Consider the following 16,512-nt stretch of genomic DNA (forward strand, 5'->3'; position numbering starts at 1 on the left):
CTGCCTATGACCAATTGATCGTTGCAGAGGCGGGGGAGGCGGACACCTCCGAGCGTGCCGTCTGGCCGCTCAGCCGGCCGGCCGGACCGTCACCACGCTCGGCAGGCCGTTGTCCGCCGCCGCCTCCAACGGGGCGACCCGGGAGCCGGTCACCGCGATGCCGTCCATCCGGACCACCGGGGCGAACCAGGCCAGTTCGGTCAGCCGGGCCACCGCCTGCTGGAACAGCCCCGCCTGGGTGGCCGGGTCCGGCTCGGCGATCGCCCGGTCCAACGCCTGCCGCAGCTGGGCGTCGTCGGTGGCGTACGGGTTGAACGGGTTGGCGACCGGGCGCATGAAGTCCAGCGAGGACAGATAGGTCGGCAGGTTGCCGTAGCCGAACGCGGTGACCGGGAACTTGCGCGACATCACGTGCTCCAGCCACTGCGGCACCTGGGTGTCGGTGGTCAGCTCCACGGTCACCCCGATCTTCTTCCACTGCCCGGCCACCACCTGCGCCACGGCGGCGATGCCCGGGGTGTGCGCCTCCGCCTTGACGGTGAAGCCGTTCGGGTAACCCGCCTCGGCGAGCAGCGCCTTGGCCCGGTCCGGGTCGTACGGGTAGCGGTCGTCCAGGGCCGCCTGGTAACCGTCGAAGCCGGGGGCGGCGATCTGGCTGGTCGGGTGGGCGAACTCGCCGAAGATCGTCGTGGCGATCGTGGCCCGGTCGATGGCGTGGTTCAACGCCTGACGCACCCGCACGTCGCGCAGCGGCGCGGCGACCGTGCCGTCGCGGTCGGCGAGCACCATGCCGAGCACCGCCACGCTGGCCGTGATGTGCTTGAGCCCGGCGGCGGCGACCGCCGGTCCGGCGTCGGCGTTCAGCGCGGCGTAGTCGATCTGGCCCGCCTGGATGGCCTGCACGGTGGCGTTCGCGTCCGGCAGCACCCGGACCACGACCTTCTTCCAGTGCTGCCCCTCCTTGTTCCAGTACCGGGGGTTGGGCAGGTAGGTGTAGTGGTCGCCGGCCACGGTGCCGGCCGGGTCGAGCTGGTAGGGGCCGGCGCCGAAGGTGCGCTGGGCGAGCTGCCCCGGGTCGGTCAGCCCGGCGGGGGAGACCACCGAACCGGAGAGGATCGCCTGGCTGAACAGCTGCCGCATCACCGGGTTCGGACTGCTGTTGGTGACCACCACGGTGGCCGCGTCGGGCGCGGTGATGCTGGCGATGGTGGCCGCCCAGGTCTTCGCCTTCGGGCTGACCGTCCGCATGTACTCCAACGACCTGACCACCGCCGGGGCGTCCAGCGGGGTGCCGTCGGCGAAGGTCAGCCCCGGGCGCAGCTTGAGCTGGAAGACCTTGTTCTGCCGGTCGACGTAGCCGAACGACTCGGCCAGCTCGCCGGTGAACGTCCGGTCGGCGTTCATCCGGATCAGCGGGGCGTACGCCAGCGCCACTGTCGGAATGTTGTTCAGGTCGATGTTGGCCTTGTACGGGTCGAGCGTCGGCGGGGCCGCCACCGCCATGGTCAGGACGGCGTCGTCACCGTCGCCCCCCTCCTCGGCGGTGCCGGAACAGGCGGTCAGCGAGCCGACCGTGAGCAGCGCGGCGGCGACCAGGAGACGTACCTGGTGGACGCTCCGGCGCGGACGATGCGCGAACATGGCCATCCTTTCCCGGCGGTGCCGGTGTCGAGGGGGTGCGGGTGTGGACGGTGCGAGATGCGGTCAGGGTGGCGGTGAGACGCCCGCCGGGGCCGCCGGCGCGGGGTGTGCCGCCGACGCCAGGTCGGCGTGCCGCAGGCAGGCGCTCAGCGCGCCGGTGGCCGTCGGTGCCAGCGGCGGGCGCTGCCGGGTGCAGGCGTCGATCCGGTACGGGCAGCGGGCCGCGAACCGGCACCCGCCGTCCCCGCCCACCCCGGCGTCGGACGTCAGGCCGGCCGGCTGTTGCCGGCCGGCGGCGGCGAGCGCGGCGCGGGCCGGACCCGGGTCCGGCACCGGCGCGGCGGCCAGCAGGGCCCGGGTGTACGGGTGCGCGGGCCGCCGGTACACCGCGTCGGCGGGGCCGGACTCGACGACCTGCCCCCGGTAGAGCACCACGATCCGGTGCGACAGGTGCCGCACCACCGCCAGGTCGTGGGCGATGAACAGGTGCCCGAACCCGAGGTCGGCCTGCAGGTCGGCGAGCAGGTTGATGATCTGCGCCCGGACGGACAGGTCCAACGCGGACACCGGCTCGTCGGTGACCAGCAGGCGGGGGGTGCCGACCAGCGCCCGCGCCAGGGCGATGCGCTGCCGCTGCCCGCCGGAGAACTGGCCGGGGTAGCGGTGCGCCGCCTCCGCCGGCAGGCCCACCCGCAGCAGCGCCTCGACGACCAGCGCCCGACGCCGGGCCGGGTCGAGACCCCGCCGGTTGAGCAGCGGCTCGACCAGGCAGTCGCCGATCCGGCGGGCCGGGTTGAGCGAGCTGAACGGGTCCTGGAACACCAGCTGCACGTCGTGGCTGAGCGCCCGCCGCTGCCGCCGCCCGGCGTGCGTGACGTCCACCCCGTCGACGCCGATCCGGCCGTCGGTCACCGGGGTCAGGCCCAGGATCGCGCGGGCGATCGTCGACTTGCCCGAGCCGGACTCGCCGACCAGGCCGACCGTCTCACCGGCGGCCACCGTCAGGCTCACCCCGTCCACCACCCGCGTCGCCGACCGGCGGCGTCCGAGGTCGACCACCAGGTCGTCCACCGTCAGCAACGGCCGCCCGGTCACGCCGCCACCCGGCTCTCGTCGGGCCGTACGCAGCGCACGGCGTGCGCCGGTGCGGTCCCGTCCAGCGGCACCGGGGCCCGCCGGCAGGGCTCGACGGCCAGCGGGCAGCGCGGCGCGAACCGGCACCCCGTCGGCCAGTTCCCGGGGGCCGGGACCGTGCCGGCGATGGTGGGCAGCCGGCCCGCCCCGGACGCCCGGTGCGGATCGGCCGCCAGCAGCCCCCTGGTGTACGGGTGCCGGGGACGGGCGAACAGCTCGGTCACCGGGCAGGACTCGACGACCTGACCGGCGTACATCACCACCGCCCGGTCGCACAGCGCCGCCACCACCCCCAGGTCGTGGGTCACCAGCAGCACGGCGAGCCGCCGTTCCCGGCTGGTCCGGGCCAGCAGGGCCAGGATCTCGGCCTGCCGGGTGACGTCCAGCGCGGTGGTCGGCTCGTCGGCGATCAGCAGTTCCGGGTCGCCGGCCAGGGCGAAGGCGATCGCCACCCGCTGGGCCATCCCCCCGGACAACTGGTGCGGATACCGACGCGCGGTGCTATCCGGCTCGGGCAGGCCGACGTCGCGCAGCAGCGCCACCACCCGTTCGCGGGCGGCCCGTCGGCCCGCGCCGGTGTGCCGCCGGACCGCCTCGGCGAGTTGGACCCCGACGCGCAGGGTCGGGTCCAGGCTGACCATCGGGTCCTGGGCGACGTAACCGATCCGCCGGCCCCGCACGGTGCGCCACTGCCGGTCGGTGGCCCGCACCAGGTCGAGGCCGGCGAAGTGGCAGCTGCCGGTGACCCGGCCGTCGCCCGGCGGCAGCCCGAGGACGCTCAGTGCGGTGACCGTCTTGCCGCAGCCCGACTCACCGACCAGACCGACGATCTCCCCGGGGGCGATGTCGAGGTCGACGTCGCTGACCACGGTGGTGCCGTCCGGGGTGGCCGCGTCGGGACGGCCGGGGAGCCGGACCGACAACCCGCGTACCGACAGCAGGGCGTCGGGGGCGGGTGACGCCGGGACGGCCGTAGGCGCGGCCGGGGTGACGCCCACCCGGTGCCGGCCGGTCCGACCGGGGCGCCGCCGTCGGCGGGCCAGCTTCGTCGTCGACCAGGCGGCGGTCGTGCCGTCGCGGGCGGCATCGCCGAGTAGCACGAAGGAGAGTACGGTCAACGCGACCGCCAGCCCCGGCGGGACCAGGGCCCACGGATGCCGGACGATCACCATCCGCGCCTCATCGATCATGCCGCCCCAGCTCGGCTCCGGCGGCGGTGGGCCGAAGCCGAGGAACGCCAGGCTCGCCTGCATCACCAGGGCGACCGCCGCGACCAGGGACGCCTGGACGATGACCAGGCCGCGCAGCCGGGGCAGCACGTGCCGGCGCAGGATCTGCGGGGCGGAGAGCCCGGCCAGCCGGGCCGCCGCGATGAACAGTTCCTCCCGGGTGGACCGGGTGGCGGCCCGGACCACCCGGATCAGGCCGGAGGAGAGCAACAGCCCGAAGGTCAGCATGGCGATCGTGACGTCACCCGGGAAGACGGCCACCACCACCAGCAGGATCACGATGGCCGGCAACGAGAACAGCAGGTCGGCCAGCCGGCCGACCAGGGCGTCGACCAGCCCGCCGAGGTAGCCGGCGAGCAGGCCCAGGCCCACCCCGACCACGGTGGCCGTCAGCACCGCCACCAGCACCCCCCACAGGGTGCCCGCCGCGCCGTACGCGAGCCGGCTGAGCAGGTCCTGGCCGAGCCGGTCGGTGCCCAGCGGGTGCGCGGCCGACGGCCCACCCAGGGCGGCCGGCAGGTCCTGCTCGACCGGGTCGCGGCCGGTGACCAGCTCGGGGTGCAGCGCGCAGGCCAGCACCAGCAGCAGCCACAGCACGGCGAGCAGCACCAGCGGCCGCCGCAGCAACCGCGTCGCCAGCGCCGCCGGCCGGCTCACCGGGCCCCCACCCGGGGGTCCAGCCACGCCTGCGCCAGATCGGCGAGCAGCCCGATGACCACGACGATCAGGGTGTAGCAGACCACCGCCCCCTGGAGCACCGGAATGTCATGCTGGGCGGCGGCGAGCGCGGCTCCGGAGCCCAGGCCGGGCAGGCCGAAGATGTTCTCGATCAGCACGGTCGCGCCGAGCAGACTGGCGGAGATCACCCCGAGCAGCGCGACCACCGGCACCGCCGCGGTGCGCAACGCGTGCCGGTAGACGATCGACCGGGTGGACAACCCGTTGGCCTGCATCACCCGGACGAAGTCGCGGCTCAGCACGTCCAGCATGGAGTCGCGGGTCTGTTTGGCCACCGCGGTGACCGCCGCCAGCGACGTCGCGGCCACCGGCAACGCCAGCGACCGCAGCCACTGCACCGGGGACTCCCCGAACGGCACGTAGCCGGTGGCCGGGAAGAGCCGCCACCGCACCGCCAGCCAGGTGATCAGCACCAGGGCCAGCCAGAATCCGGGTACGGCGAGCCCCACCACCGAGGCCACGTCGACCAGCCGCCCGAGCGGTCCACCCCGGACGGCGCTGAGCACGCCGAGGGCGGTGCCGAGCACGCCGACGGTCAGCGTGGCCAGCAGGATCAGTGACAGCGTCGGGGCCAACCGGCTGGCGATCAGCGGGCCGACCGCCGTGCCGGTGCCCACCGACCGGCCCAGGTCGCCGTGCACGGCGTCGGTCAGCCAGCTGAGGTACTGCACGGTCAGCGGGCGGTCCAGCCCCATCTGCCGGTGCAGGGCCTCGACCTGCTCGGGCGGGGCCAGCGGGCCGAGCACCGTACGGGCCGGGTCACCGGGCACCAACGAGATCAGCAGGAAGCACAGGACCGACACGACGAACAGCAGTGGCCCGGTCCAGGCCAGGCGGCGCAGGACTAGCCGGACCATGGCCGCCGGTGGCCGTCCGCACCGACGCCTCGACGGACGCCGATCCCCCCTGTGGTCGTACGGCCGGCCGGGTCGCCGGCGTCGTCGAGTCTGATGGCGTCACGCTCCAGCCGTCGGTGGTCAGGGACGACCCGCCGACGTCCGTGATCAGCGGCGCGTCAGGGGCCGTGTCCACGCTGGCAGAGCGGAGGTACCGTTGTCTTCCGCAGACGTGCTCACCCGGTGGGCTTCCCGGCACCGCCACCGGTGTGCGATAGAACTTCCATCACGAGCATGTCCCAGGTGGCGCGGGGCGGCATCTGGTGGCCCACCCCCTGCAACGGCAACAGCCGGGCGACGGGCAGTTCGGCGGCCAACGCCTCCCCGTGCCCGTACGGGAAGAGCGGGTCCTCGGTGCCGTGCACCACCAGGGCCGGCACGGTGATGCCGGGCAGCGCGTCACGGTACTCCGCCCCGCCGTCGATCGACCAGTGGTTGGCCAGGCTGGCCCGGATGTCGACGGTACGCGCCACCGCCCGTGCCACGAGTTCCCGCAGCTCCGCTCCGGCCAGTGGGACGCTGCCCGTCAACGGTCGCTGGCCGGCGGCGATGTGCTCCACGACGGAGTCCGGGTCGGCCCAGTCCGGGTCGGGCCGGGACTTCCCGAAGCTCGCCATCAGCGCCTGCGTCATCGGCGGCAGGTCGGGGTAGGGGCGCTTGCCGATCCGTAGGGCGGGGCTGGTCGAACTCAACGTCAGCGAGGCGACCCGATCCTGGTGCTCCACGGCGAGCCGCTGGGCGATCGCGCCGCCCATCGAGATGCCCCAGACGTGGGCCGCCCCGAGGTCGAGCCGGTCGATCAGGGCGGCGGCGTCGGCGACCAGGTCGTCGAAGTGGTAGTCGGGGGCGCCGGCCGGCCAGCCGGTGGACCGGCCGGTGTCGCGGTGGTCGTAGCGCACCACGTACCGGCCGCCGTCGGCGAGTCGCCGGCACAGCCCGTCGGCCCACCAGTCCATCGAGTTCGACGCCCCGCTGACCAGCAGCAACGCCGGATGTCCCGGCGAGCCGAAGGTGTCGACGCAGATCCGCACGCCGTTGGCGGGGACGTGTCGTTCCGTCCCCGCCAACAGGTCCTCGTCGCCAACGGTCCGATGTGTACTCAAGACGGTCTCCTCATGCCCTCGGACCACGCGCGGGAATTCCGCGACCACCGCCGGTCACCATGCGGGATGATTATCCGCCCCACCGCCTGAGCAAACCGCGTAAAACGCCGGCTATGCCACGAGATGTTCCACCGAGTGGAGAAGCTCGTCGAGGTCGTCGGTGACCACCCTCCCGTCCCGCCAGCGGGCCAACGGGTCCGTCCGTACCGCCGCCCGCAGCCGCTCGGCCCGCTGCACCGTCGGCTCCGGGTCCGCCCCGTCCCCGGCCCGGTGGGCCAGCGCCGCGTCGATCCGGTCCAACCGCGCCCCAGCGGTCTCCCACACCGCCTCCGCCGCCGTGACCACCTCGGCGACCCCCCGGAACAGCTCGTCCATCCGGGCCACCGCCGCCGCCACGGTCAACTCCACCCGGCCGTCGTCGGTGATCCGCCGCCGCGCCAGCGGCGGCGGCGGGCCGGTGACCACCACCGACGCCTGGTCGAGCAGGGCACTGACCCGGGCCAGCTCCGCCCCGGACGGCTGCCCGGGGCCGGCGAACGGCCGGACCACCTCGTCGACCACCGCCGAGTAGGCGTGGTAGACCGTCCACAACTGCGCCAGATCCGCCCGCGCGGCGGCCCACCGACGGGCCGACTCCCCGGTCAGCTCGGCGGCGGCCAACAGATGCCGGTCCAGGTGCCGTTCCAGGTCCACCAGGTTGGCCTGGATGGCGTCCCGGTCGGTGACCGCCGCCGCCACCGCCGCCCCGGCCTGCGGCGGGGACAGCACGTCGACGGTGGCGGTGGCCAGCAGCGGAGCCCGCAGCAGCGCCGGTGGTCGCGGCGTCGGCCGCCGTCGCCGGGCCAGCGCGGCGTCCACCCGGGCGGCGAGCGGCTGCTCGACCAGCCGGTGGCTGAGCGTGGCCAGCAGCACCGCGCCGAGCAGGGTCACCGTCTCGAGCTCCCAGAACCCGGCCGTGCCGTACAACTCGCGGATCGGGCGGACGGCACCGCTGAACACGGCCCCCGGCTGGAGGTAGAAGTGCATCACCGCGAAGTGCCACAGGTAGACGCCGTAGGAGACCTTGCCGAGGTGGACCACCGGGCGGGCGGTCAGCACCGCGTCCACCATCCGGGTCCGGGCCGCGCCCGGCGACACCAGCGGCAGCGACGCGAACAACCCGAACAGGGCCACCATCAGGTACGTCATGAACAGGCCACTGGTCGAGTAGATCGCGTCCATTCCGATCACACTGAACGGACGGGCGCAGTTGACCAGGTAGACCGCGACCGCGGCGACCCAGAACAGCCCCGGGCGCAGCGCGGCGAGCCGCAGCAGCCGGGGCGTGTCCCCGGGCGACACCTGCGACAACGCCAGCAGCACGGCCAGCCCGAGGCCGATGCCGATGGTCGGCGCGAACCCCTGCGGCCACCAGAACACCATCCGGTTGTCCCAGCCGTTGCCCTTGACGAAGAACAGCCAGCCGATCCCGATGGCGATCAGCACCGGCACCGGGAGCAGCAGCCGCCGGGCCCGCGCCACCGGGGTCGCGCCCCGGGCGGCGAAGCGGTGGCTCGCCCAGGCGATCAGCGGCAGCGCCAGGTACCACTGCACCATGCTCGGCACCGTCCAGCTGACCTCCATCCCGTTGATGAAGTGCGGCGCGAACGGGCTCGGCGAGTAGATCTGCAACAGCAGCAGCGGACGCAGCACGTACCAGGGGCCGTCGATGGCGTCCCGGTTCAACGCCACCAGCACCACCAGGTACATCAGGTAGTACGCCGGCAGCAGCCGCATCAGCCGACGGACCATCGTCGCGCCCTGCGGCGGGCGCGGCCGGCCCGCGATGATCGCCCGGGCCAGCGGCAGGTACAGGTAGAGCGCGGGCAGGACGAAGAACACCCCGATGAACGAGGGCAGCCCGCTGACGAAGAACCCGCCGAGGAAGTTGCTCGGCGGTCGGGGCGCACCCAGCGCCTTGGTGCCCAGCAGCCCGGAGAACATCGCCACGTGCACGGTCAGCAGCGCCAACGCCGCCAACCCGCGGATGCCGAAGATCGCCGGGTCCCGGTCACCGCCCGTACGGCCCGTGGCGGCCGTGGCCCCGCCGCTGTCCCTGGTCGTCACGCTCACGTACTCGTCCTTTCGGTCCGGCCGGCGGTGCGCCGACCGGGATCCGGCCGGGACCCACGGCACGCGGGATGGTCGTCGCCGGCGTCCTGCGGGCCGGGAGGTCAGCGGATGACGGACCGCACGAACCGCAGCGTCGTACGCACCTCGGGGCTCTCCGCCAACTCCACCGCCCGCTTCAGCTCAGGCACCCGGTCGAGGACCAGGTCCCGCAGCCGGCGCAGCTCGGCGGAGTTGATGCTGAAGGTCGTGGTCCCGTCCTCGTTCTCGGTCACCTGCGGCACGTGTCCGCCTCCTCGTCTCGGCCGTCCGCGCGGCGCCGGGTGCCGGCACCGCGCCGTCGGGGCCGCGGCTGTCGGCGGCACCCGTCGTACCCGGTTCGAGGATGGAACCGCCGAGGTGGGGGGTCATCTCCGAGCGTGCTCAGCCCGCTCGGGCCGACCCCGCCGGCCGGCCGACCCGCGCCGCGTCGACCGGCCGCGCCGCCCGTGGGCCGGTGACCGTCCGCATTGGGCACGTTCGAGGACGTGCCGCCCCCTCGTCCTCTGCTTCCATGGGCAGCACACCTGGCGAGCCGCACGCCCGGCGGTGTGCGTGGCGGGGCGCTACCCGTCCCGCGTGGGCCGCCGACCGAGTTCAGGGAGGCACCGCAGATGGGCGACCACGTCGCAGCGAGCAGTACCGCGCGAAGCGGTGGGGTGATCGACCGGCTACGCGCCGCCTTCGGCGGCGGGCCACAGGCCCCGGTGACGCCCCGCATCCTGGGGGACCGGGCGGTGGTGGCCGGCGGCAGCATCGCCGGCACGCTGGCCGCCCGGGTGCTGTCCGACTGGTACCGGGAGGTCGTCGTGGTGGACCGCGACGAGGTGCTCGGGGTCACCGGGATGCGCAAGGGCGCGTCGCACGCCGTGCACGCGCACGGGCTGCACGCCCGGGGTTACCTGATCCTGTCCGATCTCTTCCCCGGCCTGCTCGACGACGCCAAGGAGCTGGGCCTGCCGGTCCGCGACTTCGGGCTGATGCGGTGGTACTTCAACGCCCGCCCGATCGCCCGTACCGAGACCGGGCTGCTCTCCGTGGCCGGCAACCGGCCGGTGCTGGAGAATTACCTGCGTTCCCGGGTGGCCGGGCTGCCCAACGTGACCTACCGGCAGCACACCGACGTGCTGGGGCTGGTGGCCACCGCGGACCGGGGCCGGGTCACCGGGGTCCGCATCCAGCAGCGCACCCCGGGCAGCCCCGAGGAGCGAATCGACGCCGACCTGGTGGTCGACGCCACCGGCCGGGGCTCCCGGCTGCCTGTCTGGCTGGCCGAGCTGGGCTACGAACGGCCGGTCGAGGAGCGGATGACGATCGGGCTGGCGTACACCACCCGCACCTACCGGCGGCGGCCCGGCACCTTCGACGGGCCGGTCGCGATCAACCCGGTGGCCTCGCCCGAGCACCCCCGGGGGGCGTTCTTCGGGCAGACCGCCACCGGTGACTTCCGGCTCAGCCTCACCGGCATCCTCGGCGACCACCCGCCGACCGACCCGGCGGGCTTCGAGGAGTACGTCCGGACCCTGCCGGTGGCCGACATCCACCAGGCGGTCCGCGACGCCGACCCGACCGGCGACGCGGTGTCGTTCACCTTCCCGGCCAGCGTCTGGCGGCACTACGAGCGGCTGTCCCGGTTCCCCGCCGGGCTGGCCGTGCTCGGCGACGCGGTGTGCAGCTTCAACCCGGTCTACGGCCAGGGGATGACCGCCGCGGCGATGCAGGTGACCGCGCTGCGCCGGTTCCTCGACCGGCAGCCCGGCGTCGACGGCCGCTCCTACCTGCGGGACGTGGCCCGGCTGATGCGCCACCCGTGGCAGCTGTCCACCCGTACCGACCTGGACTTCCCCGGGGTGGGGCCGCGGTCGCTGCCGATCCGGCTGCACAACGCCTACCTGGTCCGCCTCCAGTACGCGATGACCAAGGACCCCGAGGTGACCCGGGCCTACATGCGGGTCGCCGGCCTGGTCGACCCGCCGCGCATGCTGTGGCGGCTACCGCTGGTGCTCAGGGTGCTCCGGCTGGCCCGGGACATGCCGGCCACCTCGCCGGTCCCCGAGCCCGCCCCCACCCCCGCCGCCGGGCCGGTCCCGACGCCCGCGCCGGCCGCCGCGCCGGCCTCCGGGGTGGGGGACGAGCCGGCGGGCCCGGTGGACGCCGGGCAGCGCTCCGGGTCCTGACCGGACTCGGACTGACCGGCGGCGGGGCGTAACGACCTGCCGGGGTCCACCCGGGCGTCGGCGTCGCCGTGGCACGCCGGGACGGTCACCGCGCCGACCGGCACGGGGGCGCGGTTTGACCCGGCCCGTTCTGCCCGGGCGGCAGCCGCCGGGCCGGCTGCCGGCCCGGCCGATGAGGGCGGAGCCCGGGGACACCGCGCGGACCGGAGCCCGGGACGGCAGCCGGAGCCGGCGCGGGAACCGGCTCCGGCTGCGCCCCGCCGATGCTCCGGGCCTCGCCGCCCGGCGGGGTCTGCCGCCGCGCCGGGTGGACCGCGTGGTCGCGTGCCGTGGTGCTGGCGCTGATGCGAGGGAGAATGCCGGCGCGGTGGCCGCGAGCAGCGGCATGCCGGGCGTCGGCACCCGGAACCGCACCCCGGCGGGGCGGCGGGAAGCACGCAGCGGGAGCGTCCTGTACGGAGGTGTCGTGCCCCGCAGGCACAGCGGTGACCGCTGGGCATACGGCTGCCGGAGAAACCGTCACCCGGCCGGCTTTCGCACCGGTCCGCGTGGGACCACCCGCATCCTGCGCGGGGTCGGGCCCGCATCCTGCGCGGGGTCGGGGCCGGGGGGAAGGCCGGCGGGCGACGAGGCGACGGGACCGGGCCCCGGTCAGCCGGTCGGCTCCATCGCGTCCGGGACGCCGGCCAGCGCGGGGCCGTAGCGGCGGGCCGCCGTCAGGGCCGCCCAGGCGGTGACCGCGACCAGGGCGTCGTCACCGGGATGGTGCGCCCGGAAGTCCGCCACCACGGCGTCGGTCACCTGGTAGGAGGCGAACGCCGTGAGCAGGGCGAGCCGTCCCGCCGGGCGGTGCGCCGGGGACAGCGCGGTGACCGCGTCGTCCACCCAGGGGCGGGCGCTGACGCCGGTCGGGCCCTCCTGCGGGTCGGCACAACGGGCGACGACCAGCTCCCGTACCCCGGCGGGCACCACCTGCCGGCCGGCGTCCCCGATCGCGGCGTAGCTGCGCGCCATCGCCTCGGCGAGCACCGTCGGGCCCGCCCAGGCCAGGTCGGCCGGCGGCGCGACCTCGGGCAGCAGCGCCAACGCCGCCCCCGGCGGGCGGGGACGGCGGGCCAGCGCGCCCATCACCCGGGCCGCCGTGCGGTGCACCATGCCCCGGGCCACCGACGGGGTGTCGGGCAGCGGTGAGTCCCGCAGGAAGACGTTGACCATCCGGTTGAGGTAGTGGAAGACCACCGCCACCCCGACCAGCTCCGGCAGTTGCTCAGGCGGCGCCGGTGGCGGCCCGGCCGGCCCGTGCGGGGAGGGCCGCCGCGCCCACCGCGACAGCGGACCCCACTCGCCGTCATCGAGCCGGTCCACCGCCGGGCCGGCCCCGTCGAGTGTCGGCAGCAGGCCGATCAGGGTCGCCCCGTGCACGTCGACGCAGTACGGGCAGCGGTTCGCCATGGACACCGCCGCCGCCACCGCCTCCTTCGCCGGCCGCCCCGCCGCACCGGTGGCCACCAGGGTCTCCCGCAGCATCGCCCAGCTCGCCGCCAGCACCTGCGGGGCGGGGGAGTGCAGCGCCACCGGTGGCGCGAGCATGCCGAAATCCTGCTCCACCTGGGCGTACACCCGGGCGACGAGGCCCTCCGCGCGGTACGGGTCGACCGGGCGAACGTGCCGTACGTGGGCGAGGACGGTGCGCCGGGTGGCGCGGGCCAACAGGGTCCCCACGGTCATCCCCTTCCAGGTCAGGGCGGTCCCCCGGCCGGATGCCGGGGGACCGTGGTCGGGGTCAGCGAGCCTGGAGCACGGCGCGTCGGCCGGCGGTCGCGCCGTCCGGCGCGGGTGCGCCGTAGGTGACGGCGATCCCGCGTTCCCGGGCGGCCCGGACGATGCCCGGCACGGCCCGTTCGGCCAGCGCGCTGATCGTCAGGGCCGGGTTGACGGTGAGCGCGCCGGGCACCGCCGACCCGTCGGTGACGAAGATGCCCGGGTGCCCGCGCAGCTCGTGCCGGTCGTCCAGGGCGGAGGTCGCCGGGTCGTCACCGATGCGGCACGACGCCAGCGGGTGCACGGTGTACGCGCCCACCAGGTCGTTGGTCCACGGCATCACCTTCGCCAGGCCGTCACGTTCGACGATGTCCTTGACGTCGGCGTCGGAGAGGTTCCAGCCCCGCCAGGTGTTGGCGGTGGGCTGGTAGCGCAGCGGGCCGTGCCCCAGCATCTGCTGGGAGAACCGGTGCGCGTTGCCGGTCTCCGGCGGCGGCCCGAACACGCCCTCGTTGTCGTCCTCGGACATGGTGAAGACGGTCAGCCAGGACTTGAAGTGCCGCATCAGCTCCTTCTTCTCCACCCCGAACCAGCTCGGCCCGGTCGCGTCGGGCACCTGGGCGAGGATGGTGCCCAGGCCGGGCGGGAAGTAGAGCTGCTCCAGCGAGTACCGCTCGTACTCGGGCAGGCTGGCGTCGAGCTTGTCCCAGCTGGCCACCGTCGGGCCCCGGCCGATCTGGTACGCCTCGTAGGCGACGCCGTCACCCCGGTCCAGGCCCAGCACCTCACGGACCCGGTCCTCGTCGAACACGGCGGTGTTGAGCCGTTCCCCGTTGCCGGAGAAGTAGCGGCCGACGGCCCTCGGCATCGGGCCCAGCGTCGGCTCGGACCGTTGCAGGATGACCGGGGTGGCCCCGGCGCCGGCCGCGACGATGACGATCTTGGCATCGATGGTTCCGGTGTCGTGCAGGACCCGGTAGTCCTCGTCGTCGACGATCCGGTAGTGCACCCGGTAGCCGCCGTCGTCGGTGCGGGACAGGTGCTGCACCTCGTGCAGCGGCCGGATCGTCGCCCCGTGGGCCAGCGCCGCCGGCAGGTAGTTCAACAGCAGCGACCGTTTGGCGTCGAAGCGGCAGCCGGCCATCATCCAGTTGCAGTTGGTGCACTTGTCCAGGTCGATGGCCGACGGCACCGGGTTGGCCGTGCGGCCGGCGTGGGCGCACGCCGCCGCCCACAACCCACCGGGGTACGGCACCTGGTCCCAGCTCTGGCTGGTCACCGGCAACGCCTCGACCACCCGGTCGTACCACGGGTCGAGGGTGTCCCGGTTGATCGCGGCCGGCCACATGCGCCGGCCGATCGAGCCGTGCCGTTCGAAGACGAACCGGGGCGCCCGGGGCATGGTGGCGAAGTAGACGACGCTGCCGCCGCCCACGCAGTTGCCGCTGAGCACGCTCATCCCGTCCCCGACGACGAAGTCGAACGCCCGGGTGTACGACGAGCCCAGCTCGAAGTCGTGGTCGAACTCCTGGCTGGACAGCCACGGCCCGCGTTCCAGGATCACCACCTTCGCGCCTCCGGCGGCCAGGTGGTAGGCGGTGATCGCGCCACCGAAACCACTGCCGATGATCAGGACGTCGGTGCTCTCGGTGCTGCTCATGCCGGGCTCCCGGTGGGGGTCGTGTCGGGGTGCAGGGGGGCCAGGGGACGGCCGTAGGAGTAGTTCGGGTAGCGCCACAACCCGTCGACGTCGGGCCGGTGGTAGCCGAGGTGCAGCAGGCCGGGGTGCCCGTCGGCGAGCGCCGCCACGGTGGGCAGGTGCGCCGCGCTGTCGAAGGCCATGTTGCTGAACAGCGCCAGGCCGACCCACATCTGCTTCTCCGGGTGCTCCGGGTCGGTCAGCCGGCGGACCAGTTCGGTGCGGTGCTCGAACGGCAGGGCCACGAACGCCGGCAGCGTCGGGTCCAGCGCGACGCCCTGCTCGGCGGCGTACTCACCGGCGTGCATGTCGAGGGTGACGGCCAGCCCGTCGAGCGAGTCGGCCAGGCCGCCGGCCGGCAGTTCCAGCAGCTCCAGCGCCCCGGCGGCGACCGCGCCGCCACCGGGGGCGGCACCCGCCACGACCCGGTCGTCCGGGCTTCTCTTCTCGCCCGGGACAATGGTGTCGGCGAAGGCCTCGATGGTCATTGTCCGCGCTACGTCTGCGTCGGTGGTATCGGACTGCACGACGCCTCCTGTCCGGTGCGAAATTGTTCCGGGAGAAACTGCGGTGATGCGTTCACCGTGGGTCGCGCGAATGTCGGTGCCACCCGGTGGCGGTGGCATCCGGGCACCGTTGCTGCACGATTCCGTTGCCGCACATCGTGCACGCACCGGGCCCACCGAAACACCTTCCGAAGTGCGCTGGCCACCCGTCGTGACCCCGGCCGCCGCCGGGCGGCCGGTGGAGGCGGCCCGGCGGCGGCCGGTGGCGGTCAACCCGGTGGACGCACCTGCGCACGCCCGAAGAAGCGGGAGCGCCACCGTGGCCCGGACGATGGGTGGACCCGTGACCGGCGTGCGCCCGCAGGTGCCCCGGCGGGTCCCCGCCCGTTGCCCGACGGCACCGACCGTCAGGCGTCCCCCCAGGGAGATGGCCATGCCGACCACCCTCGGTTCGCTCCGCAGGCTGCTGCTCACCCCGTCCCTGGCCGAGGTGACCTTCGCCCGGCGCGGCTTCCCCGTCGTCGATTCGGCGGCCACCCGGCGTCTGGAGGCCATCCCGCAGACGGTGATCTGCGGTTTCGAGTGGGCGATCGACGCCCGCGACCAGTGGGAGGTGGAACGACGCCTGGAACTGGTCGACGTCGAGCTGCGCGGGTTCGCCTACGAGGGGGCCACGATGGCCTTCACGGTCCGTGACGCGATGGCCGGTGGGCGCGGCCACCGGACCCGGGACCTGCTGCGCGGGCGGGCCGAACGGCACACCTTCCTCACCTACATCGGGATCGGCTTCGCGATGGCCAGGCTGCCCCGTCCCCTGTGGCGGCGGGTCCTGCCCGACCTGACCGGCATGCGGTACTACCCGACGATGAGCTGGCTGGCCGTCGACGGGTACGGCTTCGACCGGGCCTACTTCGACACCGACCAGTGGGTACGGCAGCAGTACCGCCCCGCGGCGTACCCCTGGCAGGGGCATCCCGACTACTTCGCGCGCGCCTGCGACCAGGGTGTCGGTCGGGCCCTGTGGTTCATCCACGGTGCCCAGCCGGCCCAGGTGGCGAGCGCCGTGGAGCGGTTCGACAGGTCCCGGCGTCCCGACCTGTGGAGCGGCGTCGGGCTGGCGGCCACGTTCGCCGGTGGCTGCGACGCGGCCGGACTGGCCACGCTGGCCCGGCTCAGCGGTGTCGACCGCCCGCACCTCGGCCAGGGCGCGGTGTTCGCCGCGAAGGCCCGCGACTACTCGGGTCACATCCCCGGGCACACCGGGGTGGCGCTGCACGCCCTCGCCGGGATGACTGTGGAGCACGCCTCCGTACTGGCCGACGACGTGGCGGTGGACACCGCCGCCGGGCCGGACCTGCCGGCGTACGAGCTGTGGCGGGCCCGGGTGCGCGACCGGGTGCCGGTCGCCGACCCGGCGACGCCTGCCTGAACCGGTCGGCGGACGGTCGGCGGCCCCCGTCCCGGACCGAAACGGGGGCCG

The 16,512-nt window shown here is 74.5% G+C and carries 12 protein-coding genes; 2 read left to right on the forward strand and 10 right to left on the reverse strand.

All coding sequences use genetic code 11. The annotated features are described in order from the left end of the window. Window positions 1–69: 69 nt before the first annotated feature. From JQN84_RS22295 to JQN84_RS22325, 7 genes are all read right to left on the reverse strand, one after another. Window positions 70–1,641, reverse strand: a complete 1,572-nt coding sequence (locus JQN84_RS22295; protein ID WP_204960475.1) for an ABC transporter substrate-binding protein — start codon at window positions 1,639–1,641, stop codon at window positions 70–72. Window positions 1,642–1,704: 63 nt separating this feature from the next. Continuing rightward, entirely contained in the window at window positions 1,705–2,736 is a 1,032-nt protein-coding gene (locus JQN84_RS22300) for an oligopeptide/dipeptide ABC transporter ATP-binding protein (protein ID WP_204960476.1), read from the reverse strand. Then, window positions 2,733–4,661, reverse strand: coding sequence for a dipeptide/oligopeptide/nickel ABC transporter permease/ATP-binding protein (locus JQN84_RS22305; RefSeq protein WP_204960477.1), 1,929 nt, complete (start codon window positions 4,659–4,661; stop codon window positions 2,733–2,735). Before JQN84_RS22305 ends, JQN84_RS22300 begins: the two co-directional genes overlap by 4 nt. Beyond that, entirely contained in the window at window positions 4,658–5,599 is a 942-nt protein-coding gene (locus JQN84_RS22310; RefSeq protein WP_204960478.1) for an ABC transporter permease, read from the reverse strand. Before JQN84_RS22310 ends, JQN84_RS22305 begins: the two co-directional genes overlap by 4 nt. Window positions 5,600–5,814: 215 nt before the next feature. Continuing rightward, complete coding sequence (locus JQN84_RS22315) at window positions 5,815–6,741, reverse strand: alpha/beta fold hydrolase (RefSeq protein WP_204960479.1); 927 nt, start codon at window positions 6,739–6,741, stop codon at window positions 5,815–5,817. A 111-nt stretch (window positions 6,742–6,852) separates the two neighbouring features. Then, on the reverse strand, window positions 6,853–8,853 hold the full coding sequence (locus JQN84_RS22320; RefSeq protein ID WP_204960480.1) for an acyltransferase family protein: 2,001 nt from the start codon (window positions 8,851–8,853) through the stop codon (window positions 6,853–6,855). 101 nt (window positions 8,854–8,954) lie between these two features. Further along, window positions 8,955–9,134 (reverse strand): hypothetical protein, encoded by a 180-nt coding sequence (locus JQN84_RS22325; protein WP_204960481.1) that lies wholly within the window; start codon window positions 9,132–9,134, stop codon window positions 8,955–8,957. 369 nt (window positions 9,135–9,503) lie between these two features. Here JQN84_RS22325 and JQN84_RS22330 point away from each other — a divergent pair, with 369 nt between their 5' ends. Further along, window positions 9,504–11,066: an FAD-dependent oxidoreductase gene (locus JQN84_RS22330; RefSeq protein ID WP_204960482.1), complete on the forward strand. Its 1,563-nt coding sequence runs from the start codon at window positions 9,504–9,506 to the stop codon at window positions 11,064–11,066. A gap of 651 nt (window positions 11,067–11,717) precedes the next feature. On the opposite strand, the gene JQN84_RS22335 is transcribed toward JQN84_RS22330, so the two are convergent. The 3 genes from JQN84_RS22335 to JQN84_RS22345 all read right to left on the reverse strand — a co-directional run bounded on the left by JQN84_RS22335 (window position 11,718) and on the right by JQN84_RS22345 (window position 15,053). Next, the gene (locus tag JQN84_RS22335; RefSeq protein ID WP_307821393.1) at window positions 11,718–12,788 is read right to left on the reverse strand and encodes a carboxymuconolactone decarboxylase family protein; all 1,071 of its coding nucleotides are present in this window, start codon (window positions 12,786–12,788) and stop codon (window positions 11,718–11,720) included. 61 nt (window positions 12,789–12,849) lie between these two features. Further along, entirely contained in the window at window positions 12,850–14,487 is a 1,638-nt protein-coding gene (locus JQN84_RS22340) for an FAD-dependent oxidoreductase (RefSeq protein WP_204960484.1), read from the reverse strand. Beyond that, the gene (locus tag JQN84_RS22345) at window positions 14,484–15,053 is read right to left on the reverse strand and encodes a DUF5987 family protein (protein ID WP_204960485.1); all 570 of its coding nucleotides are present in this window, start codon (window positions 15,051–15,053) and stop codon (window positions 14,484–14,486) included. The genes JQN84_RS22340 and JQN84_RS22345 overlap by 4 nt, the downstream gene beginning before the upstream one ends. Window positions 15,054–15,465: 412 nt before the next feature. Here JQN84_RS22345 and JQN84_RS22350 point away from each other — a divergent pair, with 412 nt between their 5' ends. Continuing rightward, on the forward strand, window positions 15,466–16,461 hold the full coding sequence (locus JQN84_RS22350; RefSeq protein WP_204960486.1) for a DUF1702 family protein: 996 nt from the start codon (window positions 15,466–15,468) through the stop codon (window positions 16,459–16,461). Window positions 16,462–16,512 lie beyond the last annotated feature (51 nt).

Source organism: Micromonospora humidisoli (genome assembly GCF_016900955.1).
Taxonomy (GTDB): Bacteria; Actinomycetota; Actinomycetes; order Mycobacteriales; family Micromonosporaceae; genus Micromonospora; species Micromonospora wenchangensis.

Bases quoted from the DNA above. Each gene is read 5' to 3' on its own strand.
- JQN84_RS22295 (WP_204960475.1), bottom strand. From the start codon at position 1,641: ATGTTCGCGCATCGTCCGCGCCGGAGCGTCCACCAGGTACGTCTCCTG.
- JQN84_RS22340 (WP_204960484.1), bottom strand. From the start codon at position 14,487: ATGAGCAGCACCGAGAGCACCGACGTCCTGATCATCGGCAGTGGTTTC.
- JQN84_RS22350 (WP_204960486.1), top strand. From the start codon at position 15,466: ATGCCGACCACCCTCGGTTCGCTCCGCAGGCTGCTGCTCACCCCGTCC.
- JQN84_RS22330 (WP_204960482.1), top strand. From the start codon at position 9,504: ATGGGCGACCACGTCGCAGCGAGCAGTACCGCGCGAAGCGGTGGGGTG.
- JQN84_RS22310 (WP_204960478.1), bottom strand. From the start codon at position 5,599: ATGGTCCGGCTAGTCCTGCGCCGCCTGGCCTGGACCGGGCCACTGCTG.